The organism is Pseudomonas sp., from assembly GCF_050739995.1.
In the GTDB taxonomy this organism is placed as follows: Bacteria; Pseudomonadota; Gammaproteobacteria; order Pseudomonadales; family Pseudomonadaceae; genus Aquipseudomonas.
The window spans coordinates 1-21,779 of record NZ_JBOICG010000158.1 but is presented as its reverse complement, the minus strand read 5'-3'; the positions used below and the strand labels follow the sequence as shown (position 1 = coordinate 21,779).

General features: G+C 60.6%; 18 protein-coding genes. 2 read left to right on the top strand and 16 right to left on the bottom strand.

All coding sequences use genetic code 11. From position 1 onward, the window contains the following. Together ACRESD_RS05610 and efeU are read right to left on the bottom strand one after the other, a co-directional pair. Positions 1-319, bottom strand: a 319-nt coding sequence (locus ACRESD_RS05610) for a cupredoxin domain-containing protein (RefSeq protein WP_431750019.1), incomplete at its 3' end; no start/stop codon positions are given. Between the two features lie 10 nt (positions 320-329). Next, on the bottom strand, positions 330-1,175 hold the full coding sequence (efeU, locus tag ACRESD_RS05605; protein WP_431750018.1) for an iron uptake transporter permease EfeU: 846 nt from the start codon (positions 1,173-1,175) through the stop codon (positions 330-332). A gap of 167 nt (positions 1,176-1,342) precedes the next feature. Here efeU and ACRESD_RS05600 point away from each other — a divergent pair, with 167 nt between their 5' ends. Further along, complete coding sequence (locus tag ACRESD_RS05600) at positions 1,343-2,368, top strand: AraC family transcriptional regulator (RefSeq protein WP_431750017.1); 1,026 nt, start codon at positions 1,343-1,345, stop codon at positions 2,366-2,368. A gap of 83 nt (positions 2,369-2,451) precedes the next feature. On the opposite strand, the gene ACRESD_RS05595 is transcribed toward ACRESD_RS05600, so the two are convergent. From ACRESD_RS05595 to ACRESD_RS05535, 13 genes are all read right to left on the bottom strand, one after another. Beyond that, a complete protein-coding gene (locus ACRESD_RS05595) occupies positions 2,452-3,867 on the bottom strand; it encodes an efflux transporter outer membrane subunit (RefSeq protein ID WP_431750016.1) in 1,416 nt (471 codons plus the stop codon). Then, positions 3,864-7,043: an efflux RND transporter permease subunit gene (locus ACRESD_RS05590; protein WP_431750015.1), complete on the bottom strand. Its 3,180-nt coding sequence runs from the start codon at positions 7,041-7,043 to the stop codon at positions 3,864-3,866. Before ACRESD_RS05590 ends, ACRESD_RS05595 begins: the two co-directional genes overlap by 4 nt. Positions 7,044-7,058: 15 nt before the next feature. Further along, positions 7,059-8,303, bottom strand: coding sequence for a multidrug efflux RND transporter periplasmic adaptor subunit MexE (mexE, locus tag ACRESD_RS05585; RefSeq protein WP_431750014.1), 1,245 nt, complete (start codon positions 8,301-8,303; stop codon positions 7,059-7,061). Positions 8,304-8,534: 231 nt separating this feature from the next. Continuing rightward, positions 8,535-10,166: a dipeptide ABC transporter ATP-binding protein gene (locus ACRESD_RS05580; RefSeq protein ID WP_431750013.1), complete on the bottom strand. Its 1,632-nt coding sequence runs from the start codon at positions 10,164-10,166 to the stop codon at positions 8,535-8,537. Further along, a complete protein-coding gene (locus tag ACRESD_RS05575) occupies positions 10,163-11,053 on the bottom strand; it encodes an ABC transporter permease (RefSeq protein ID WP_431750012.1) in 891 nt (296 codons plus the stop codon). Before ACRESD_RS05575 ends, ACRESD_RS05580 begins: the two co-directional genes overlap by 4 nt. Before the next feature lie 3 nt (positions 11,054-11,056). After that, positions 11,057-12,007, bottom strand: a complete 951-nt coding sequence (locus ACRESD_RS05570) for an ABC transporter permease (protein WP_431750011.1) — start codon at positions 12,005-12,007, stop codon at positions 11,057-11,059. After that, positions 12,004-13,614 carry an ABC transporter substrate-binding protein gene (locus tag ACRESD_RS05565; protein WP_431750022.1) on the bottom strand — a complete coding sequence of 537 codons (1,611 nt, stop codon included), beginning with the start codon at positions 13,612-13,614 and terminating at the stop codon, positions 12,004-12,006. The genes ACRESD_RS05570 and ACRESD_RS05565 overlap by 4 nt, the downstream gene beginning before the upstream one ends. Before the next feature lie 61 nt (positions 13,615-13,675). Beyond that, positions 13,676-16,090 carry a TonB-dependent receptor plug domain-containing protein gene (locus ACRESD_RS05560; protein WP_431750010.1) on the bottom strand — a complete coding sequence of 805 codons (2,415 nt, stop codon included), beginning with the start codon at positions 16,088-16,090 and terminating at the stop codon, positions 13,676-13,678. 150 nt (positions 16,091-16,240) lie between these two features. Beyond that, positions 16,241-16,567 (bottom strand): hypothetical protein, encoded by a 327-nt coding sequence (locus ACRESD_RS05555; protein WP_431750009.1) that lies wholly within the window; start codon positions 16,565-16,567, stop codon positions 16,241-16,243. Continuing rightward, entirely contained in the window at positions 16,564-17,562 is a 999-nt protein-coding gene (locus tag ACRESD_RS05550; protein WP_431750021.1) for an NADP-dependent oxidoreductase, read from the bottom strand. The genes ACRESD_RS05555 and ACRESD_RS05550 overlap by 4 nt, the downstream gene beginning before the upstream one ends. 67 nt (positions 17,563-17,629) lie before the next feature. Continuing rightward, the gene (locus tag ACRESD_RS05545) at positions 17,630-18,499 is read right to left on the bottom strand and encodes an alpha/beta fold hydrolase (RefSeq protein WP_431750008.1); all 870 of its coding nucleotides are present in this window, start codon (positions 18,497-18,499) and stop codon (positions 17,630-17,632) included. 82 nt (positions 18,500-18,581) lie between these two features. Next, a complete protein-coding gene (locus tag ACRESD_RS05540; protein WP_431750007.1) occupies positions 18,582-19,370 on the bottom strand; it encodes an SDR family NAD(P)-dependent oxidoreductase in 789 nt (262 codons plus the stop codon). Between the two features lie 51 nt (positions 19,371-19,421). Continuing rightward, on the bottom strand, positions 19,422-20,522 hold the full coding sequence (locus tag ACRESD_RS05535) for an alkene reductase (RefSeq protein ID WP_431750006.1): 1,101 nt from the start codon (positions 20,520-20,522) through the stop codon (positions 19,422-19,424). Between the two features lie 148 nt (positions 20,523-20,670). Between ACRESD_RS05535 and ACRESD_RS05530 the strand changes: the two genes are divergently transcribed. Continuing rightward, positions 20,671-21,267, top strand: coding sequence for a TetR/AcrR family transcriptional regulator (locus tag ACRESD_RS05530; RefSeq protein WP_431750020.1), 597 nt, complete (start codon positions 20,671-20,673; stop codon positions 21,265-21,267). 97 nt (positions 21,268-21,364) lie between these two features. Here the strand turns inward: ACRESD_RS05530 and ACRESD_RS05525 are convergent. Then, on the bottom strand, positions 21,365-21,779 hold a 415-nt coding region (locus tag ACRESD_RS05525), incomplete at its 5' end, for a substrate-binding domain-containing protein (protein ID WP_431750005.1).

The window sequence follows — 21,779 nt, the reverse complement described above, 5'->3', positions numbered from 1 at the left end:
GGCTCAAGCCGGGCGCGATGTTTTCCCGCTCCTCGATCACCAGTACACCGTCGAGGATTTCCCATTCCACCGCCCGGTCGGAACGGTTGATGATACGAAAGCTCGCGCGCCCGGCAGGTACGGTCAGCTCGTTGGGTTCGCAAGCGTGCCCGTGGATAGTCACGGCGATTTCGTTGTGGTTGATCTGGCGCTTGGCAGCGGCCAGCTGTGAGGCGTAGTAGAACAGGCCACCGGCGGCGATCATCACGACCACCGAGCCGGCCACCGCCCAGCGCAAGGCGCGGGAGGGCGGGGTCGGTTGAGGGGTTGGGTTGGACAAGAGAGGGCCCTTACTGACTGGAGGCGGAAGAAGGTTTGGCAACAGGTTTGGCGGGGGCCGAGGGCAGGAAGAACATCACCAGGGCCACCACCAGATAAATCAGATAAGCGCCCAGGGTGCTGACCGTCGGTGCCTCCTGGTAACCGAACATGCCCGCCAGCACCGAGCCCAGCGGGCTGTCCATCGGTAGCGCGGCGCTGAAGTCAAACAACACGGTTTGCAGGTGGTTCCACACACCGGCTTCATGCAGTGCCTGCACCGAGTTGGCGAGGATGCCGGCGGCGACCACGAGGATGAACAGGCCGGTCCAGCGGAAGAACGCGCCGAGGTTCAGGCGCATGCTGCCGGAATAGATCAGGAAACCGACCACAATCGCCAGGATCAGGCCGAGCAGGGCGCCGATCGGCGCACCGGGGCCTTCGCTCTGCTGGAACACGGCCAGCAGGAAGAACACTGTTTCCAGGCCTTCACGGGCGACTGCGAAAAACACCATGGCGATCAGCGCGAACACCTGGTGTTTGGAGCCGGCCAGTGCGTGGTCGAGGGATTCATGCAGGCTGTGCTTGATGGAGCGCGCCACCTTGCGCATCCAGAACACCATGGAACTGAGGATACCCACGGCGATCAGGCCGACGACGCCTTCGAAGAGTTCCTGTTGTTTTTGCGGGAATTCCGCGCTGACCAGCTCCAGGCCACCGCCCACCAGCAGGGCCAGGGCCGCCGCGAGAAACACGCCGATCCATACGGCGGGCATCCATTGGCCTCTACCGGTCTGTTGCAGGTAACTGGCGATGATGCCAACGATCAATGCGGCTTCAATGCCTTCGCGCAACATGATTAAAAAGGGAACAAGCATTCGGCACCGCATCAAGACTGGAGAGGGTGCTAATTTGTAACATAATGATACTCATTGCTAAACAAGAAATATTGACCTTTGCTGAACTACGGCTGAACGGTGGTGGCGAAGCGCAACCGCCCTTATGATGCTCGCCTCGTTCATGCACAGTTGAATAGCCCATTCCCATGGCGGAAAAAGACACCATCTCCATCCATCTCGTGCGTGAGGCCTTGCTGCAAAGCTACGTGCCCGGCATGGCGATTGCCGAAGTATTGAGCAAGGTCGGTATTGATCCGGCATGGCTGGTGCAACCCGATGCCCGTGTGCCAGCGATGGCGTACGCACGGTTGTGGCGATGGCTGGCGCGGTGCATGGACGATGAATTTTTTGGCATGGACCCGCGCACGCTCAAGTCCGGCAGCCTGGCGTTTCTCTGCCGCGTCGCTATGGCGCAACCGACGCTGGCCGGTGGTCTGGAAACCGGGCTGGGGTTTCTGTCACTGATGTTGCAGCGCATGCCGGCGCAACTGGTGCGCCAGCAAAGCCTGGCGGAGATTGTGTTGCTTGAGCCTGACGCTGAACCCAATCGAGCGTTCACCTACTTTACCTATTGGATGATTGTCCACGGCGTGGCGTGCTGGCTGGCGGGGCGACGCATTCCGATCCTGGCCATTGAATTGCGTTGTTCACAGCCGGACTTTTGCGACGATTACCGAGTGATGTTTTCCGACAACCTGCGTTTTGATCGGCCACGTACCCGCATGATCTTTTCTGCCGACTGCCTCGACCTGCCGATCAAGCGCAGCGTTGAGGAACTCAAACGCTTTCTGGCCCATGCGCCCGCCAATATCCTGGTCAAATACCGCGACCCTGACAGCCTGGCCAACCGGATCAAACACGATTTGCGCCAAATGCCTCCCGAGACCTGGCCGGAGACCGACGGCCTTGCGGCCACTTTGTGTATCTCTGCCTCCACCTTGCGCCGCCGCCTGGCGGAAGAAGGGCAAACCTATCAGGGGCTCAAGGATGGTGTGCGCAAGGAGCTGTCCATCATGTGGTTGGCTGAACCGCAGATCAGCTTTGCTGAAATCGCCGCGCGGTTGGGTTTCGCCGATACCAGTTCGTTTTACAAGGCATTCCGTAAGTGGGCGGGATCAAATCCGGGGCATTACCGTAGCCTGATTCTCAATGATGATCAGCAGGACGCTTGATTAGCCAAAAAAAAGCCCCGCGACCGAATGGACCGCAGGGCTAAAAATTGGCTGGATGCGACCAACCAAAGGAGCTCTTTACATCACTTGGCGCTGGCCACCACCGTATCCGGCTGCCAGCCACCGCCCAGTGCCTTGTAGATCGCAACGATGCCGCGATACAAATCCACTTCGGCCTGGGCCTGGGAGTCTTCGGCGGCCAGGCGTTCGCGTTGGGCGTCGAGCAGTACCAGGAAGTCCACGGTGCCTTCGCGGTAACGGATTGCGGCGAGGTCGGCGGCGGCGCGGCTGGATTCGCTTTGACGGATCAGCGAAACCAGACGTTGTTGGCGCTTGCCGTAATCACTGAAGGCATTTTCCGATTCTTCCAGCGCGAGCAACACTTGCTGCTCATAGGTCGCCAGGGCGCCATCGGCCTCGGCATTTGCGCCGCGCAAACGAGCGCGCACGCTGCCCAAGTCAAATGCGGCCCAGGTAATGCTTGGGCCGAGGGACCACGCGTTGGCGGCCGCTGAGCCGATCTGCGAACCACGCCCGGCGGTAAAGCCAAGGAAGCCGCTGAGGCTGACCCGTGGGAACAGGTCGGCCTTGGCCACGCCGATGCGCGCGGTGGCGGCAGCCAGTTTGCGCTCGGCGCTGAGGATGTCCGGGCGACGTTGCAGCAACTGCCCTGGATCGCCAATCGGCAATGCCTTGGCGATCGCCGGCAGGTCTTTCGGGCTCAGGTCCACGGTCAGCTTGTCAGGGCGCTGGCCGAGGAGGGTGGCGATGCGGTTGCGCTCGCGCACTTGCTCGGCCTGCAGTTGCGGCACGCTGGCTTCAACGGCCGCCAGGCGGGCGTCGGCGCGTTCCACATCGAGCTGATCACCCACACCGGCATCCCGCAGGCTGACGGTGATGGTGCGCGATTCCTGTTGGTTCTTCAGGTTGTCCAGGGCGATGCGTTCACGCAGTTGGGCGCCGCGCAGTTGACCGTAGGCATCCACCAATTCGGCAATCATGGTGACTTGCAGTTGGTACAGGTCGGCTTCAGCGACCTGTTGGTCAGCGTCACTGGCTTCCAGGTTGCGGCGAATGCGGCCGAACAAATCCACTTCCCAGGCCATGTCCAGGCCGAGGTCGTAGCGCTCGCTGTTCACACGCTTGGTGGTCTGACCCGGGATCTGGCCTTTGCCCACATCGCTGCTGGCCCGCGAAGTCACCACCGGCATGATGTCGGTGGCAACGTCATCACGGATGGCCCGTGCCGCCCGCAGACGGGCGAACGCTACACGCAGGTCACGGTTACCGCTCAACGACTGGGTCACCAGTTGGTTAAGGGTCGGATCGTCGAACTGCTGCCACCAGATGCCTTCGTACTTGGCATGGTCATAACTCTTGGTGTCGGCGGCGGCCGTGATATTGGCCGCCTCCAGTTTCTCGGTCTTGTAGTCCGGACCCACGGCACAGGCGCTCAGCGCCAGTACCAGCAAGCTCGGCAAAAATACTTTCATGCTCATTGCTGTGTCTCCAGCTTCAAGGCCTTGGCCGCTTTGCGCGCTTCGCCGCGTTCCACATAGCGACGGATCAGTACGTAGAACACTGGCGTCAGCAACAGGCCGAAGAAGGTCACCCCGATCATGCCGGAGAACACCGCCACGCCCATGGCATGACGCATCTCGGCACCTGCACCGCTGGACAACACCAGTGGCACCACACCCATGATGAAGGCGAACGAGGTCATCAGGATTGGCCGCAGACGCAGACGGCAGGCTTCCAATACCGCAGCCAGTGGGTCGAGACCCTCCGCTTGTTTATCCTTGGCAAACTCGACGATCAGAATCGCGTTCTTACAGGCCAGGCCCACCAGTACGATCAGGCCGATCTGGGTGAAGATGTTGTTGTCGCCGCCCGAGATGATCACCCCGGTAATGGCCGACAGCAGTGTCATCGGTACGATCAGGATCACTGCCAACGGCAGGCTCCAGCTTTCGTATTGCGCGGCCAGTACCAGGAACGCCAGCAGTACGCAGAGCGGGAACACGAACAGCGCAGTGTTGCCCGAGAGGATTTGCTGATAAGTCAGGTCGGTCCACTCGTAGGTCATGCCATTGGGCAATTCCTCTTTCAGCAGTTTTTCAATCGCCGCCTGAGCCTGGCCGGAGCTGTAGCCCGGTGCGGCGTTGCCGTTGATTTCAGCGGTGATAAAGCCGTTGTAGTGCATCACGCGGTCCGGGCCCGAGGTGTCGCTGACCTTGATGAAGGTCGCCAACGGAATCATCTCGCCTTTGTTGTTACGCACTTTCAACTGACCGATCTGGTCTTCATCCAGGCGGAATTGCTGGTCAGCCTGCACGTTGACCTGGTAGGTCCGGCCAAAGCGGTTGAAGTCGTTGGCATACAGCGAACCCAAGTAAATCTGCAGGGTGTCGAAGATGTCGCTGATCGCCACGCCGTGGGTCTTGGCCTTTTCGCGGTCGATGGCAGCATCGACCTGAGGCACGTTGACCGTGTAGCTGGTGAACAGGCCGAACAACTCAGGCGTGGTGCGGCTCTTGGTGATGACGTTTTGCACTTCTTTATACAGCTCGTCATAACCCAGGTTGCCACGGTCTTCGATCTGCAGGCGGAACCCGCCGATCGTACCCAGGCCCTGTACCGGCGGCGGTGGGAAGATCGCCATGTAGGCCTCTTCAATGCTGCTGTACTTGCCGTTCAGTGCACCGGCAATCGCACCAGCGGACATGCTCGGGTCTTTACGTTCATCGAACGGCTTCAAGGTCACGAACACGATGCCGCTGTTCGGGCTGTTGGTGAAACCATTGATCGACAGGCCCGGGAAGGCCACGGCGCTTTCCACACCCGGCTGTTTCAGGGCGATATCGGACATGCGCTTGATCACGTCTTCGGTACGGTCCAGGCTCGCGGCGTCCGGCAATTGGGCGAAGGCTACGAGGTATTGCTTGTCCTGGGCCGGCACGAAACCGGTCGGCGTATGGGCAAAGCCCAGCCAGGTCAGGACCATCAAACCGGCGTACAGGAACAGCGCGATACCACTGCCGCGAATCACGCGGCGCACGGTGCCGACGTAACCATGGCTGGCCTTGTCGAAGAAGCGGTTGAAGGGTTTGAACAGCCAGGCACCCAACAATTTGTCGAGGAACTTGGAAAAACCGTCTTTCGGTGCGTTATGACCTTTGAGCAATACCGCAGCCAGGGCCGGCGACAAGGTCAGCGAGTTGAACGCCGAGATCACGGTGGAGATCGCGATGGTCAGCGCGAACTGCTTATAGAACTGCCCGGTCAAGCCGCTGATAAAGGCCGCTGGGATGAACACCGCACACAGTACCAACGCTGTCGCGATGATCGGGCCGGTCACTTCACTCATGGCTTTTTCGGTGGCCGGGAACGGTTCCAGGCCCAACTCGATATTCCGCTCGACGTTTTCCACCACCACGATGGCGTCGTCCACCACGATACCGATGGCCAGTACCAGACCGAACAGCGACAGCGCGTTGAGTGAGAAACCAAACAGGTGCATCACCGCAAACGTACCGATCAAGGATACCGGCACCGCCACCAATGGAATGATCGAGGCGCGCCAGGTTTGCAGGAACAGGATCACCACCAGCACCACGAGGATCAGTGCTTCGAACAGGGTATGCACGACCGCTTCGATGGAGCCACGCACGAAGATGGTCGGGTCATAGACGATGCTGAAATCCATGCCTTCAGGGAAGTTCTGTTTGAGCTCCGCCATCTTGTTGCGCACTTCGTTGGAGATCTCGATCGCATTGGAACCTGGGCGCTGGAAGATCGGGATCGCCACCGCCGGCTGGTTGTTGAGCAACGAGCGCAAGGCATATTGGTTGGAACCCAGTTCCACCCGTGCGATGTCTCTCAAGCGCGTGATTTCACCGTTATCGCCAGAGCGAATAATGATGTTCTCGAACTCTTCCTCAGTCACCAGGCGGCCCTGAGTGTTCACCGACAATTGGAAGCTGGTAGCCGTCGGTGCAGGTTGCGCACCCAGGGCGCCGGCGGCCACTTGACGGTTCTGCTCGCGAATGGCGGTGACCACATCGGTAGCGGTCAAGTTGCGCGAAGCGGTCTTGTTCGGGTCCAGCCACACACGCAGGGAGTAATCGCCCATGCCGAACAACTGCACATCACCTACACCACCCAGGCGGGCCAGCTCGTCTTTCACATTGAGCAAGGCGTAGTTGGACAGGTAGAGCATGTCGTAACGCTTGTCCGGGGAGGTCAAGTGCACAACCATGGTCAGGTCGGGTGAGGCCTTGTCCACGGTGATACCGATACGCGTCACTTCCTCAGGCAGCTTCGGCTGAGTCCGGGTCACACGGTTCTGCACCTGCACCTGCGCGTTGTCCAGGTCGGTGCCCAGGGCGAAGGTGATGGTCAGGGTCAGCTTGCCGTCGGCGGTCGACTGCGAGGACATGTACAGCATGTTCTCGACGCCAGTGATGGCTTGCTCCAGGGGAGCGGCCACGGTTTCACCGATGACTTTGGGGTTGGCGCCCGGGAAGTTGGCGCGTACCACCACGGTCGGCGGCACCACTTCCGGGTATTCGCTGATCGGCAATTGGAACAGCGAGATCGCACCGGCGATCAGGATCAACAGCGAGAGCACCGCTGCGAAGATCGGCCGCGAAATGAAGAACTTGGAAAAATTCATCTTGAGTTGTATCCCTTAACCGCGTGGAGTCGCGACGGCTGCGAGCTTGGGCGCGGCTTTATCATCCGGCGCCACTTGCTCCAGGTTGCTGGCTTCAAGCGCTTGTCGTTGTTGTGCCAAGGCCGCGAGGGTTTCCTTGCTGGCCATCGGGATGGTTTCCGGTGCAACCGGCGACCCCGGACGGATGCGCTGCAAGCCCTTCACGACAATGGTGTCGTCCTTGTTCAAACCGCTACGTACGATGCGCAGGCCTTCGATCTTCGGCCCCAGTTCCACCGCGCGATAGGCCGGCTTGTCGCCGTCCATCACCAGCACGAACTTCTTGCCCAGGTCAGTACCGACGGCCTCGTCGTTGATCAGCACGGCGGAGTAGGTACCGCTGCCGACCAGTTTCAGGCGGGCATACAGGCCAGGGGTGTATTCGCCCTTGCTGTTATCAAACACGGCGCGACCACGGATAGTGCCGGTGGCTGGGTTGACCTGGTTGTCGACGAAGTTCATCTGGCCCAGGTGCGGATTGCCGGTTTCGTTGGACAGGCCCAGGTACACCGGGGTGGTGGCGCCACGACGGCCTTCACGGGCCAGCTCGGTGTATTTGAGGTACACGCGCTCATCGGCATCGAAGTAGGCGTAGACCTTGTCGGTGGAGACCACGCTGGTCAGCGCGGTGACATCGGCGGTCACCAGGTTGCCCGCAGTGATTTCGGCACGGCTGACGCGGCCGCTGATCGGTGCGGTCACGCGGGTGAAGCTCAGGTTCAGTTTGGCCAGATCCAATTGCGCCTGGATGCCGGCGACGGCGGCGCGGGCTTCTTGGGCGGCGGTGGTACGCGAGTCGGCCAGTTCGGCGGAGATCGCATTGCTCTGACGCAGGCGTTCGCCACGTTGCGCTTCGTTATCGCTACGGGTGGCGGCGGCTCTGGTTTGGGCGAGTTGGGCTTCAAGGCGGCGTACTTCGGCCTGGAACGGGCGCGGGTCGATCTGGAACAGTAGGTCGCCTTTCTTCACCAGGGCGCCTTCGGTGAAGGCCACCTGATCGATCTGGCCCGACACGCGTGGACGGATCTGCACGGTTTCCGGGGCTTCCAGGCGACCGGTGAATTCATCCCATTCGTTGACCGGTTGTTCCAGCACCTTGGCCACGCTGATTTTCGCGGGTGGCATGGCGGCCGCTTGTTCCGGGGTCTTGCCGCATGCGCTCATCACCACCACGGCCAGGATCGCCAAGGGGAAGCGCAAATGTTTGAGTGTCTGTTCCATGAGGTGCATCCGCCAATGTATTTGAGATGGGCGGATCATGCGCGGCGATGTGCTATGTCACGAATCGAATGAAACAAAGGTAACTATCATTCGGAATGATATAAGTGCGAGATTAGCCCTCTAGCATGGGGGTTTCGTTAGGGGGCTATCAATAGGCGTGATGACAAAAGACTGTTGCGCCGGATGCAAGGAACTTGAGGGTTCGCGAGTGTTCATGCCAGCGCAACTTGATCATGCGGCCGTCGAGGTGTCGTGGCGGCCGGGAATAGCAGCAATCAGCTCCCGCGTATAATCGCTCGCCGGTTGGTTGAAGATTCGCTCCACCGACCCCTGTTCCACCACCTTGCCATTGCGCAATACCAGTACTTCATGGGCAAAGTTTGCGACCACGGACAGGTCATGGGACACCAGCACATAGGCAATTCCCATCTCCCGTTGCAGCTCTTCCAGCAGGTCAAGAATGTGGGCCTGTACGGACACATCGAGCGCGCTGACCGGCTCATCGAGCAGCAACAGGTCGGGTTTCAAGGCCAGGGCCCTGGCGATAGCCACGCGCTGGCACTGGCCGCCGGAGAGTTCGCGGGGCAGGCGGTCCAGGTAGCTGACCGGCAGGTGTACGCGTGCGATCAACTCCCGCGCGGCCTGTTCAAGCGTAGGGCCCTTGAGCAAGCCGAACGAGACCAGTGGCTCGACGATGCTGTCGAATACAGTGAAGCGCGGGTCGAGAGCGGCGAAGGGGTTTTGTTGCACCAGTTGCAGGCGTTGGCGCAGCGGGCGGAAGTCGCGCCAGTTCAGGTGGGTGACGTTCTGTTGGTCGAACCAGACCTGGCCTTGGGTGGGCTTCTCCAGGCCGAGGGCGATGCGCAACGCGGTGCTCTTGCCCGAGCCGGACTCGCCAACGATGGCCAGGGTCTGGCCGGGATAAACCTGCAGGTTGAGACCTTCGAGGGCGAGGAACGTCGAGTCCTCACCCTTGACTTTGGGCAGCGTGAACGTCTTGCCCACGTTTTGCAGGCTCAGGATTGGCGGCTGCGTCGGGTCGATGCGGGCCGAGGGTTCGCGCCGCTTGGCAAACGCGGGTGCGGCGGCAATCAAAGCGCGGGTGTAGTCGTGTTGTGGCGCGCCAAGGATCTGGCCTGGCGGCCCCTGTTCGACCCGTTCGCCATGCTGCATCACCAGGATCCGATCCGCACGGTCGGCGGCCACGCCCAGGTCATGGGTGATGATGAGCAGCGAAATCCCACGCTCACTGACCAGCCGTTGCAGGTGGTCGAGGATCTTGCGCTGTACGGTGACGTCAAGGGCGCTGGTGGGTTCATCAGCGATGATCAAGCGCGGGTTACCGGCCAGGGCGATGGCAATCAGCACACGTTGGCGCATGCCACCGGAAAGCTCGTGTGGGTACTGGCGCGCCCGCAGCACCGGTTTGTCGAGGCCCACCTGCTGCAGCAGCTTGATAATGTCAGCATCGACGCCGGGGTAACGTTTGCCCTGGGCCAGCACCAGCGCTTCGCCGATTTGCTGGCCGACGCGCAGGGTGGGGTTGAGGCTGACCATCGGGTCCTGAGGCACCAGGCCGACCGTGCGCCCGCGCAGGGTGCGTTTCTGACGCTCGCTGGCGTGGGTCAGGTCGTGGCCATCCACCCATAATTGGCCAGTGTTGATCTGTGCGTTGTCCGGCAACAAGCCAAGGATGGCATTGGCCAGGGTCGATTTGCCCGAGCCGGACTCGCCGACAATTGCCACGGTCTCGCCCTGGGCGATGGAGAACGACAGTGTCCGTACCGCTTGATTGACGTGCTTGCCGGAGCGGTAGCTGACACTGAGTTGGCGAACATCGACCAGAGGCTGTGTGGTGCTCATCGTTGGATCTCCTCAAAGGTGCGGGCGATATGGTTGAGGCTGAAGACCACGGCGACCAGGAACAGCCCGGGCAGCAGGGACACCCAAGGGGCCGTGATCAGGAAATGCCGTCCGTTGGCGATCAACGTGCCCCATTCCGCGGCCGGTGGGGCGGCACCGAAACCGAGAAAACTCAGCCCGGCAGTGGCGAGGATGGCCGCGCCGAAGTCGAGGGTCGCCAACACGGCGACGGGCCCCCACGCATTGGGCAGAATGTGCCGCACCAAGGTACGCCTCCAACTGGCACCTCCCAGGCGCGCAGCTTCGACATAAGGCAAGGTCTTGACCCGCAGCACCTCGGCGCGCGTGGTGCGGGCGAACCCTGGAATGATGCCGACGCCCACCGCAATGGCCACCGGCACGGTGCCAAAGCCGATGGCCGTGACGATCGCCAGGGCCAGTAGCAAACCGGGCAGGGCCAGCAGCACATCGACAAGGCGCATGATCAGCGCATCGGTGCGGCCACCGGCAAAGCCCGACAGGATGCCCAGCCCCAGGCCACCCAACAGCGCGATACCCACGGCCAGGAGCGCCGCCGAAACCGACAGGCGGGCGCCATAGACCACTCGGGTAAACAGGTCGCGGCCCAGCTCGTCGGTGCCGAACCAATGGGTCAAGTTGGGGCCTCGCAGTTTGTCGGCCGGCGAGGTGGCATAGGGATCGAAGCTGCTGAGCCAATGCGGCGCCAGCGCTGCGAGCAATGCAAACAACACCACCAACAGCGCCAGGCTGAAACCTGGTCGGCGCAACAACGGCAGCACCGCAGCTGTTGCCCGCCGCAAGGGGCTGCGGCGGGACCACGGGGCGGGAATGGCGATGGGGCTCAGGTTCCGTTCAAGCATCGTCATGGTCTAGGACACCTTTGGCTTGTGGGAAATACGCGGGTCGAGCCACGGGTAGAGCAGGTCCAACAGCAGGTTCACCAGCACAAACGCGGCCGCCGACACCACGACAATCGCCAGCACCACGGGAATGTCCTGGCGCAGCACCGCTTCCTGGGCCAGGCGACCGATGCCGGAGCGGGCAAAGATTGTTTCCACCAGCACGGCGCCGGAAACCGTATTGCCCACCTGCAAGCCGATCAACGTAAGCACTGGCAACGCCGCATTCTTGAACCCATGGCGCGCCTGCACTTGGTTCCGGCTCAGGCCCTTGGCATAAGCGGTGGCGATGTAGCGCTCTTGCCACACGCCCTGGAAACTGCGTTGCAGGACTTGGGCGTACACCGCCGCACTGGGAATCGCCAAGGTGATCGCCGGCAGCACCAGGCTTTCAACGCCCCGGCTGCCAGTGGCAGGAAACCAGCCCAGGCCGAACGCAAACACCTGGATCAGCAGCAGGCCCATCCAGAACACCGGCACCGAAAATCCCAGGGACGGCAGGCGGGTCAGGGCCTTTTTCAGCGGTTGCCAGCGAAGGTAGGCGGTCAGGTAGGCCAGGCCGATGCCGCCGAGCAACGACAACACAATAGCCACTCCGGCCAGGGCCAGTGTCTGCGGCAAGCGTTCGGCGAGTAGATCGGCAACCGGACGATTGAGCGAAAGGGACTGCCCGAAGTCACCCCGCAGCGCCCCCAGCAGCAGATTGAAATATTGCTCGAACACACCTTTGTCCAAGCCGTAATACGCCCGTGCTTTGGCCAGGTCCTCCACTGACAGTGAATCGGCTTCCATGCCGGCGGCACTGAGCATGATCGACAACGTATCGCCGGGCAGCAGATAAAGAATGAAGTAAGTGACGCTATAGGCGCCCCATAGCACCAGGAGTGCCTGGCCGACACGGCCGATCAGGTAGCGGCTCATGGTGTGCCGACCTCGATATCACCCAGCAGCGCGAAGCCCTCGGCGGTCCAGCGGAAGTTTTTCACTTTGGCTGATGTGGCGGCCTGCCAGACCCGCTCGTACACCGGAAATACCGAGCTTTCATCGATCAGCAAATCCTGCAGGTCGCCGTAGGCCGCTGCGCGTTGTGGGCCACGGGTGGCGGTGATGCCTGCATCGAACAGCGTCTTGGCTTTATCCAGCACCGCAGGTGCGTAGAGGTTGGTGGCCAGGGTCGAGCTGTTGGCGGTGCGCGGGTCAAGAATGGTTTGCAGGATGATCGGATCGGCACGGGTCATGTAGGTGCTGGTCAGGTCGTAATTGCCGGCAGAGTTGTTGGCGACCCATTCGGCACGTGTCACCACGCTGAGCTTCAGCTCGATGCCGACCTTGCGCAATTGGTCCTGGATTAGCACGTCGCCGGCGGTTTCGGCCGGGGTGAGGTTGTAGCTCAGGCTCAGGCGTTTGCCATTTTTCTGACGATAGCCGTCTGCGCTTTTGGCCCAGCCGGCTTGCTCCAGCAGTTGTTCGGCGCCGGCCGGGTCATAGGCCAATTTTGTCGACTGGCTTTTGAAGTAGGGCGTGGTCACATCGAAGAGGCTGTCCACCACTGGGAACTCGGCGTTGTATACGGTGCTGGCGTAGCTCTTGCGGTCGATGGATTTCTGCACGGCCAGGCGCACTTGTTTATCGGCCAGCACCCGTTCGCCTCGGGTGTTGGGGTAAAGGTTCAAGGCCGGTCCCGGCAGCGAACGGCTCTGAATGGTCGCGCCTCTGGACTGGAGCAGTTTCAGGTCCACTTCCGAGAACGGATTGCGTGGCCACAGAATGTCGGTCTTGCCTTGCAGGAACAGGCCGTTGCGCACGCTTTCTTCGGGGATATAGCTGATGTCCACCGCGTCCAGATGCGCTTCGCCCTGGTTTTTCATATTGGCCGAGGCCCAGGCGTAACCTTTGCGTTTGGTCAGGTGCGCACCGACTTCCGGTGTGTAGCTGGCCAGCACGAATGGCCCGGTGCCGATGATGTTGCCGAGAGAGCGCTCCTTTGCACTCAGCGCGTAAGAAGCCGGTGCGAGGATCGCCAGGTTGGTGGTGGAGGTGGCCTGCAGGAAGCCCGCGTTAGGCTTGGATAGCACCAGTTTGACGGTAAGGTCATCCACCACTTCAGCGTGGTCGTAACCTGCCAAGTAGGTGGCGCCGAAGGTGGCCGGCAGCTCGGCGGCCAGGGCCTTGTCGCTGTCGAACGCGGTTTTCACGGCCTTGGCGTCAAAGCGCTCGCCGTTGCTGAAGGTGACGTTGTCGCGCAGATGGAAGGTGTAGGTCAGCGCGTCGTCACTGACCTCCCAACGGTTGGCCAGCCAGGGAATGATCTTGCCGGTGTCCGGGTCTTGGTCAGTGAGGGACTCGGCAACATTGCGCAGCAGCACCCGGTGTTCCAGCCAATAGACCTGGAACGGGTCGACGCTGACCAGGGTGGTGTTGTCGCCGAAGAAGGCGATGTTCAGGGTCTTGCCGACCTGAGCATCATGCCCCGGTGAGCAAGCGGCCAGGCTCAATGCCAATGCGCAAGGGGCCAGCAGACGGCTCATCAAGTTGGAGGTGTTCAATGGGATGCCCTCGTGTGGCGTTTCGGGTACGTGCAAGTGCGGATCAGAAGTCGTAGGCCAGCTTGGTGTACCAGTAGCCGCCGCCCGGGTAGAACGGTGGGTTGCCGTAGGGCGCCAGGCCCAGGTTGCTGTAGACGGCATGCCGGTCGGGACGCACGTCGAAAATGTTGGTGCCGCCGAGGCTGACGGTGAGGTGGTCGACGAACGTGTAGCTCACGTCCAGGTCCGTTATCCATTTGGCACCGAAGCTGCGATCACCCGTGGGGTTGACGGCCAGGGTCTTGACCGCGCCGTAGCGGCTGGTTTGCAGGTTGACGGCCAGGTCCTCGACCTTCCAGTTGGCCCCCAGGATCCACTTGGTCTTGGGGGTGGCGTCGGTAAGGTCGCCTTCGCGATCGCGGCCCACCAGGGTTACACCCGAGCCGGCCAGTGCGCTCGGCGTGTCGCGAGTGCCTTCTATGGTGGTTTTGTTCCAGTTGAAGCCCAGGCTCCAGCGCACATCGCCCCAGGCATCCAGCGGCGTGGTGTGGTCGGCGACCACATCCAGGCCACGGGTGCGGGTGTCGAAGGCGTTGGTGTAGTAGTTGACCCAGGTGCCGGTGGGCACGCCTTGTGCGGCAAGAATGGCGTTGATCGCACCATTGCCACGGTCGTAGATATTGCTGGTCAGGGCGATGCGATCATCGATGTCGATCAGGTAAGCATCGGCGGTGACGCTGGTGCGCGGTGCCGGTTGCCAGGTCAGACCGAGGCCGAGGTTGCGGGATTTTTCCGGCTTGAGGTCATCGCCACCCAGAGCCTTGGCCAGGTTACTGCCGGACGGGGTCAGGCGGGTGACGGCGGGCACAACGTTGCCATTCACGTCGGTGGCTACCCGGTTGTCCGCCACGGTATAGCCGATCTGCGTCAGGGACGGCGCACGAAAACCGGTGCCCACGGTGCCGCGTACGGCCACGGTATCGGTCAACTCGTAGCGTGAGTTCACTTTCAGGCCGAAGGTGTTGCCCGAATCATCGTCGTAATGCTCAACCCGTCCGGCCACATCGAGGAACCAGCGCTCGGTCAAGTCAAAGCCCAGGTCCAGGTAGCCCGCATAGTTGTTACGGATCAGGCTGACTTCATCTTCCGGCCGGATTGTCACCGCCGCCTGCGCGCCCGAGGCAGCCGGGTAGCTGCCGGTGATGTACGCCGCCGGCTCGCCGGCAAAGGTGCTGAAATGTTCCCAGCGATGCTCCAGGCCTGCTGACACCTGCACCGGCGGCGTCAAGTTGAACAGGCTGGCGTAGCGCCGGGTGAAATCCAGGTTGTTGACCCATTGCTCGAAGCGGAAGGTCGCCAGGTTATCGAATTGGGTCGGTGATGCAGTGCCCAGCGATGGGTTGATATTAAGGTCGCTGGAGTGGTGGACGTTGTTGCGCCCGTAGGTGGTGCTCAGGTCCCAGTTCCACTCGGCCAGTTGGCCCTTGCCCCCGAAGAGCAACTGATAGTCACGGTCTTTGATGTTGTTGAGCGGGTAGTAGCCGTTGGGGAATACCTCGGGCACGGCAGCGGTGCCGGTGGGCAGGCGGAAGTAGTTGGCGGCCTCGGCATCGCGTTCGCCATAGGTGGAGAACGAATACAGTGTCAGGTCTTCCAGCGGTAGTTCGGCGTTGTAGGCCAGGTTGAAGGCCTTGAGGTCAGGATCGCCGTTCTTGATTGCCACTCGATCCCAAGCCGCCTCTTTGGCCGGATCGTTGAACGCCCTGACGCTGCCATCAGCCTTGTCATTCCACGCGGCGTTGCCACGTTTGCGAGCATCGGCCGAGAAGTGGAAAAAACCGCCGTCACCGAGTTTGAAACCTTCGTCCCCGGCCACCTTGATGGTCTCACCCTGGCCGGAAAACAGCTGGCCATAGCTGGTTTCCAGGTGCCCGCCGTTGTCGGTGGCCTTGAGGATGATATTGATCACCCCAGCCACGGCGTCCGAACCGTATTGGGCGGCGGCGCTGTCTTTGAGCACCTCGATATGGTCCACCGCGCTGACCGGGATCAGGTCGATGTCCACGGCATTCGCGCCGCTGTTGTCGATAGAACCGCGCTGGCCGACAGCGCCGTTGTGTCGGCGTTTACCGTTGACGAGCACCAAGGTGTAGGCCGGTCCCAGGCTACGGTTGCTCAAGGGACGCGTGACTGAGTTGTAGCCGGCGATATTGGTGCCGAAATTGAATGAGGGCAGCAATTTGGCAATCGCCTCCGACAGTTCGGCGCGACCGGTCTTGAGCAACTGCTCGCTGTTGATCACATCTATGGGGGCCGGGCTGTCGGCGACGCTACGTTCCTGACCGCGCAGGCCAGTGGAAATCACGGTGACGGTGTCGAGCTTCGCATCCTCGGCGAAGGAGGGCACCGCTGCCAGCAGGAGGGAACTGGTCAGCAGTGACAAGTGGAACTTATGGGTGGGAAAGGCAATGTCTGGCATATCGAGCGAGGTCCCTTAAGCCTGGTTCAGGCTCCTGATGGTCGGAGGTACGTCCTCCACCAGGTATGGGGTCGGTCTGTGATATGAAGATATTCCTATAAAAAATCTCGGTGAAAGTCTTTTTTGGAATAAGCTAATTATCAGATATTGTTATTTTGTAATTTTAAAAGATTCATTCTTTTCATTATGTGGGGGTGAGTCGGCTCGGGTGTAGCTACGAAACACGTGATCCCACAGTGGCGATGAAACCCCGAAGTTTTTCTCGATGCCTTGGCGGTGGTGCAGATCGTGATTGGCCACCAGCCTGGGAATGAAGGAATAGGCCAGCACATCGGCGTGATGGTCCACCCGCGCAACATCCGGTTGAAGCGCTTGCTGTTCCTGCACCTTTGGCGAAATCACTTCGGCTGATGGCCGCTCAAGCATTAAAAGCTGTGCCGTTTCTACGGTCGATTCATGAGCAGGCGACGTGGTCATTTGATCGAAACAACAACCTTGCCCTTGGCGCGTCCCTGCTCAACGTACTTCAATGCCTCTGCCGTTGATTCAAAGGGGAAGGAACGATCAACCACAGGTTTGATGATTCCGTCCTCCACGAGCGTGGTGATGTGTTGCAGTTGAGCACCATTGGCCCGCATGAACACGAATGCATAACTGACGTCCTGCTTGCGCGCTTTGCGACGAATGCCAAGGCTCAGCAGGCGCATGACTTGCTGCAATGGCCAGGATAACCCTTGCTCCCGCGCGAACTGCACAGTGGGTGGGCCCGAGATGGAAATGAGTTGGCCACCGGGCTTGAGGATCTTGAGCGACTTCTCCAGCACGTCGGTGCCGAGACTGTTCAGCACCACGTCGTAGTCATGCAGCACATTTTCGAAGTTCTGCTGTTTATAGTCGATGACTAGATCGGTCCCCAGCGCCTTGACCCATTCGACATTGGCGGTGCTGGTGGTTGTGGCGACAAACGCACCGAGGTGTTTTGCAAGCTGAATGGCAATGGTGCCGACGCCGCCGGAACCCGCGTGAATCAGCACTTTCTGGCCCTTTTGCAGGCGAGCGGTTTCAACCAGTACTTGCCAGGCAGTCAGTGCAACCAAGGGCAGGGACGCGGCTTGTGCCATGTTGGTATTGGCAGGTTTCAGGGCGACCGCGTTTTCGTTCACGGCGATCAATTGGGCGAACGTCCCGATTCGCGCTTCGGGCGGGCGAGCGTATACCTCGTCACCTGGTTTGAAGCATGTCACCTTCGAGCCGACCTCAACCACGACGCCCGCCAGGTCATTGCCCAGTATCAACGGAAATGAGTAGGGCAGGATCAGTTTGAATTCGCCTTTGCGGATTTTCGAATCGAGCACGTTGACACTGCTCGCATGGACCTCGATCAAGACGTCGTGGGCACCGACTACGGGGGCGGGCGCTTCGCCAATGCGCCCGGGGTTCTTGCCATAGCCATCAATCAGAAATGCTTTCATCGTGGTGCGGCTCTTGCTGGTTATACGTAGGGTAGTCGGTGGGTTGCGGTGTTGCTGCGTGAAGTGGTCAGGCATCGAGGAACGCCTGCGCCTTGGCCACAAAGTCAGCGTGATGCTGGAAAATGCCACCGTGCCCGGCATCCTCGTAAATCACCAACTGTGCGTTGGGGATAAGCCTGGCCAGCTCAAGCGAGTTAACGCTGGGCACCATGATGTCGTTGTCGCCGTTGACGACCAGCGTCGGCGTCTGCAAGCGTCCGAGCTCTTGCCGCGGTTGTTTGCCCCACGCGGTGATGGCTTTCAATTGCCGCAAGAAGGCACGTGGCGTCGGGCCCTTGTCGAGATTGTTCTTGCGTGCCTTGAGGCGTCGTAAGTACTGCGAGGCGGACTGTCGTCCATTGGCCGTCGAAGTGAAGAAAAGGTAGAACTTGGGATCGCGCAGGGTCAGCAAGCCTTTGAGGATCAATGACCACGACACCATGCCGACCTTGTCGATACCAGTGCCGCCCGCCGGTCCGGTGCCGGTCAGAATCAAACGGCGCACCAGATCAGGTGCCTTCAGGGCGATGTCCTGAGCGACGAAACCGCCGAGGGAGAAACCGAGCACATCAACGGTTTTCAGCCCCAGCGCCTGGATCAGTTGGATAGCATCGTCGGCCATTTCACCCACCGTCAGTGGCGCGGTTCCTGTAGAGCCGCCGATGCCTCGATAGTCGGTGGTAATGACGCGCCTGGTTTGCGCCAGGCCATCGATGATCGCGGGGTCGAAGTTGTCCAGCACCGCGCCCCAATGATTGAACAGTACGAGGGGCACACCGGTTGCGTGGCCGGTGTCGCGATAGGCAAAGCGAACGCCGTTGACCGCGATCGACTGGTTCGCCGCGTTGATGAACGACATCGGTGAACCCGGACGGGAATGTGTCTGCATTGAATTCATTTTTACTCCGCACACCGGGCTGGATTCGATTCAGTACCATGCGCCTGCATCGAACCCGGCGCGAATGCTCGCTACCAAAAAATCACTGTGGAGTCTGGTAGCGCTGGGCAACCGCAGACTGGCGGATTTGCCCCAACAGGCCCTGGCGTACGCCCTGCAGTTCATTCCAGCGCTCAGCTTCTTGCAGCGGCGGGATGGTCACAGGTTCGCGACGATCGAAACCGACCAGCGCAGCATCCACCAGATCACCCACTTCCATGATTTCAGTCAGGGTGTTGATGTCGACGCCGGAGCGATCCCAGATTTCCGTACGAGTGGCGGCGGGCAGCACGGCTTGCACGTATACGCCAAGGGGCGAGAGTTCCAGGCTCAGGCCCTGGGACAGAAACAGCACGAAGGCCTTGGTCGCACCATAGACGGTCATGCCGAACTCCGGCGCCAGGCCCACCACCGAACCGATGTTGATGATCGCACCGTCGCCGGCCTTGGCCAGGCGTGGAGCGATGGCGCTGGCAAGCCGCACCAGCGCCGTGGTGTTGAGGGCCACCAGTTGCGCGATGCTGTCGGTGCTTTGGTCGATGAAGTGACCGGACAGCGCAGCGCCGGCATTATTGACGAGAATACCGATACGGGCGTCGTCGCGCAGGCGGCTTTCAACGGCGGTCAGATCGCTGAGTTGGGTCAGGTCCGCCTGAATGACATCGACGGCGACGTCGTGTTCGCTGCGCAAGCGCGCGGCAAGTGCGTCCAGGCGAGCCTGATCGCGGGCGACCAGTACCAGATCGTGTCCGCGTTGCGCGAAGCGCGCGGCGTAGACAGCGCCAATGCCGGTTGAGGCGCCAGTGATCAGAACAGTAGGGCGAGTGCTCATGGGTATCTCTCTTTCATGATGTGAGAAACAGAAAGCGCGTTCACTGATTACTCAGCTGGCGTTAGCGCTCGATTCAGCCAGCGTCGGGTAGTCGATGTAACCTGCCGCGCCGCCGCCATAGAGGGTGGCGGGATTGAACGCGGACAGCGGCGCGCCACGTTTGAGGCGCTCCACCAGATCCGGGTTGCCAATGAACGGGCGACCGAATGCAATCAGATCGGCCTGGTCTTCGGCGAGCCTCGCAGTCGCCAGGTCCAGGTCATAGCCGTTGTTGGCGATATAGGTGTTTTTGAAACGCTGGCGCAGGGCGCCGAAATCGAAGGGCGCTACGTCGCGCGGGCCGCCGGTCGCACCTTCGACCACGTGCAGGTAAACCACGCCGAGGGCGTCGAGTTGCTCGGCGACGTAATCGAATTGCGCTTGGGGATCACTGCTGGACACGCCGTTGGCCGGAGACACTGGAGACAGACGCACACCGGTGCGATCCGCGCCGATTTCATTGATGACGGCCGCCGTCACTTCGAGCAACAGACGCGCACGGTTTTCAATCGAGCCGCCGTAAGCATCGGTGCGCAGATTGGCGCTGTCCTTGAGGAATTGATCCAGCAAATAACCGTTTGCACCGTGAATCTCGACGCCATCGAAGCCGGCGGCGACAGCGTTGGCCGCAGCCTGGCGAAAATCGGCGACGATCCCCGGCAGTTCGCTGATGTCCAGCGCGCGGGGTTCGGAGACGTCTTCAAAGCGGTTGTTGACGAACACTTTGGTCGCGGCACGCAGCGCAGAAGGAGCCACCGGAGCGGCACCGTTTTCTTGCAGGTCAACGTGTGAGACGCGGCCGACATGCCACAGCTGAAGGAAGATTTTTCCGCCCTTGGCGTGGACGGCATCGGTGACTGTGCGCCAGCCGTCTATCTGCGCCTGCGTGTAGATCCCGGGAGTGTCCTGATAACCCTGGCCCTGTTGGGAAATCTGTGTAGCTTCGCTGATCAGCAAGCCGGCGCTGGCGCGTAGGCTGTAATAGGCGGCCGCGAATTCACTGGGCACAAAGCCCTGTCCTGCGCGGTTGCGTGTCAGCGGTGCGAGAACGACGCGGTTCGACAGCGTAAGACTGCCTAGTGTGTGAGGGGTGAACAGAGTCTGCTTGGTCATCTGATGAATCTTCCGTGCCCGTGATGGAGATCGGTGGGGTGTGAAGTTAGGATGATGATCGAAATCTAAACTGTCAACAGTTTTGATTATGGGCAACATCTATGTATCATCGGACGCAGGAATTCCCGCTAAACACGAGGTATCGCACGTGAGAGTGACCAAGGCCCAGGCGCAGGCCAATCGAGAGCACATCGTTGAAACGGCCTCAGAGCTGTTCCGTGAGCGTGGCTTTGATGGCGTCGGTGTGGCAGATCTCATGGCGGCTGCCGGTTTCACCCATGGAGGCTTCTACAAGCATTTCGGTTCGAAGGCCGACCTGATGGCCGAAGCCTCGGCCTGCAGTCTTGGCAAATCGTTGACCGGCGCCCAGGCGCTCGATGTTCCCGGATTCATCAATGTCTATGTGAACAGAGAACATCGCGACGGACGCGGCAACGGTTGCACTATGGCCGCACTGTGTGGCGACGCGGCGCGTCAGTCAGACGATGTGAAAGCAACGTTTGCCGAAGGCATTGAACACACCCTGAAAACCCTCGGGGAAAAATATCCGACAGGGCCGGATGCCGCGGAGGGTGAGGGGAGAAAGAAAATGATTGACCTACTGTCGCGGGCCGTCGGCGCGATTATTTTGTCGCGTGCCTGCCCGGATGATTCCGCGTTGGCGGATGAAATCCTTGAAGTTTGCCGCGCTGAAATGTTTGCTTCATTACCGGTGTTGCCGGTCGGTAAAGTGGAAACGTTGTAGCAGGACGGCTTTCGGCGATTACCCGTCAGTTGCTACATCGTCCACTACGTTCGGTCTACAAGCATAGGCTGGAGATATCTACGGTGCCGGGGGCGATTCACTCTGTCTGTTGTACTGACGGGGCAGCAGAGCTTTTGCGTATCGTCAGTTCAAAAGGCAGGATCACATGCTGCTGAAGATTGGTTTTTTTCTCGATCAGGTTGATCAGCATCTCCACGGCCCTGCGCCCAAAGCCTTCGGCGGGCTGGGCGATGGTGGTCAGCGGCGGATCACAGTAATGCGCCAACGGAATATCATCGAATCCCACCAAAGAGATGTCTTCAGGCACGCGTAGGCCTGCTTCCTTGATGCGCTTGAGCGCGCCAATGGCCATCTCGTCGTTCTCGCAAAACAGCGCAGTAGGGCGATCGGGTAGCGTCAGCAGGGTGGCAGCACCGTCATAGCCGGCGCGCAAGCTGAAGTCGCCATGGCAAATAATCGCTGGGTCGCTGGTGAGGCCTGCCTGAGCCAAT

Bases quoted from the DNA above. Each gene is read 5' to 3' on its own strand.
- efeU (WP_431750018.1), bottom strand. From the start codon at position 1,175: ATGCTTGTTCCCTTTTTAATCATGTTGCGCGAAGGCATTGAAGCCGCA.
- ACRESD_RS05600 (WP_431750017.1), top strand. From the start codon at position 1,343: ATGGCGGAAAAAGACACCATCTCCATCCATCTCGTGCGTGAGGCCTTG.
- ACRESD_RS05595 (WP_431750016.1), bottom strand. From the start codon at position 3,867: ATGAGCATGAAAGTATTTTTGCCGAGCTTGCTGGTACTGGCGCTGAGC.
- ACRESD_RS05590 (WP_431750015.1), bottom strand. From the start codon at position 7,043: ATGAATTTTTCCAAGTTCTTCATTTCGCGGCCGATCTTCGCAGCGGTG.
- mexE (WP_431750014.1), bottom strand. From the start codon at position 8,303: ATGGAACAGACACTCAAACATTTGCGCTTCCCCTTGGCGATCCTGGCC.
- ACRESD_RS05580 (WP_431750013.1), bottom strand. From the start codon at position 10,166: ATGAGCACCACACAGCCTCTGGTCGATGTTCGCCAACTCAGTGTCAGC.
- ACRESD_RS05575 (WP_431750012.1), bottom strand. From the start codon at position 11,053: ATGACGATGCTTGAACGGAACCTGAGCCCCATCGCCATTCCCGCCCCG.
- ACRESD_RS05570 (WP_431750011.1), bottom strand. From the start codon at position 12,007: ATGAGCCGCTACCTGATCGGCCGTGTCGGCCAGGCACTCCTGGTGCTA.
- ACRESD_RS05565 (WP_431750022.1), bottom strand. From the start codon at position 13,614: ATGAGCCGTCTGCTGGCCCCTTGCGCATTGGCATTGAGCCTGGCCGCT.
- ACRESD_RS05560 (WP_431750010.1), bottom strand. From the start codon at position 16,090: ATGCCAGACATTGCCTTTCCCACCCATAAGTTCCACTTGTCACTGCTG.
- ACRESD_RS05555 (WP_431750009.1), bottom strand. From the start codon at position 16,567: ATGACCACGTCGCCTGCTCATGAATCGACCGTAGAAACGGCACAGCTT.
- ACRESD_RS05550 (WP_431750021.1), bottom strand. From the start codon at position 17,562: ATGAAAGCATTTCTGATTGATGGCTATGGCAAGAACCCCGGGCGCATT.
- ACRESD_RS05545 (WP_431750008.1), bottom strand. From the start codon at position 18,499: ATGAATTCAATGCAGACACATTCCCGTCCGGGTTCACCGATGTCGTTC.
- ACRESD_RS05540 (WP_431750007.1), bottom strand. From the start codon at position 19,370: ATGAGCACTCGCCCTACTGTTCTGATCACTGGCGCCTCAACCGGCATT.
- ACRESD_RS05535 (WP_431750006.1), bottom strand. From the start codon at position 20,522: ATGACCAAGCAGACTCTGTTCACCCCTCACACACTAGGCAGTCTTACG.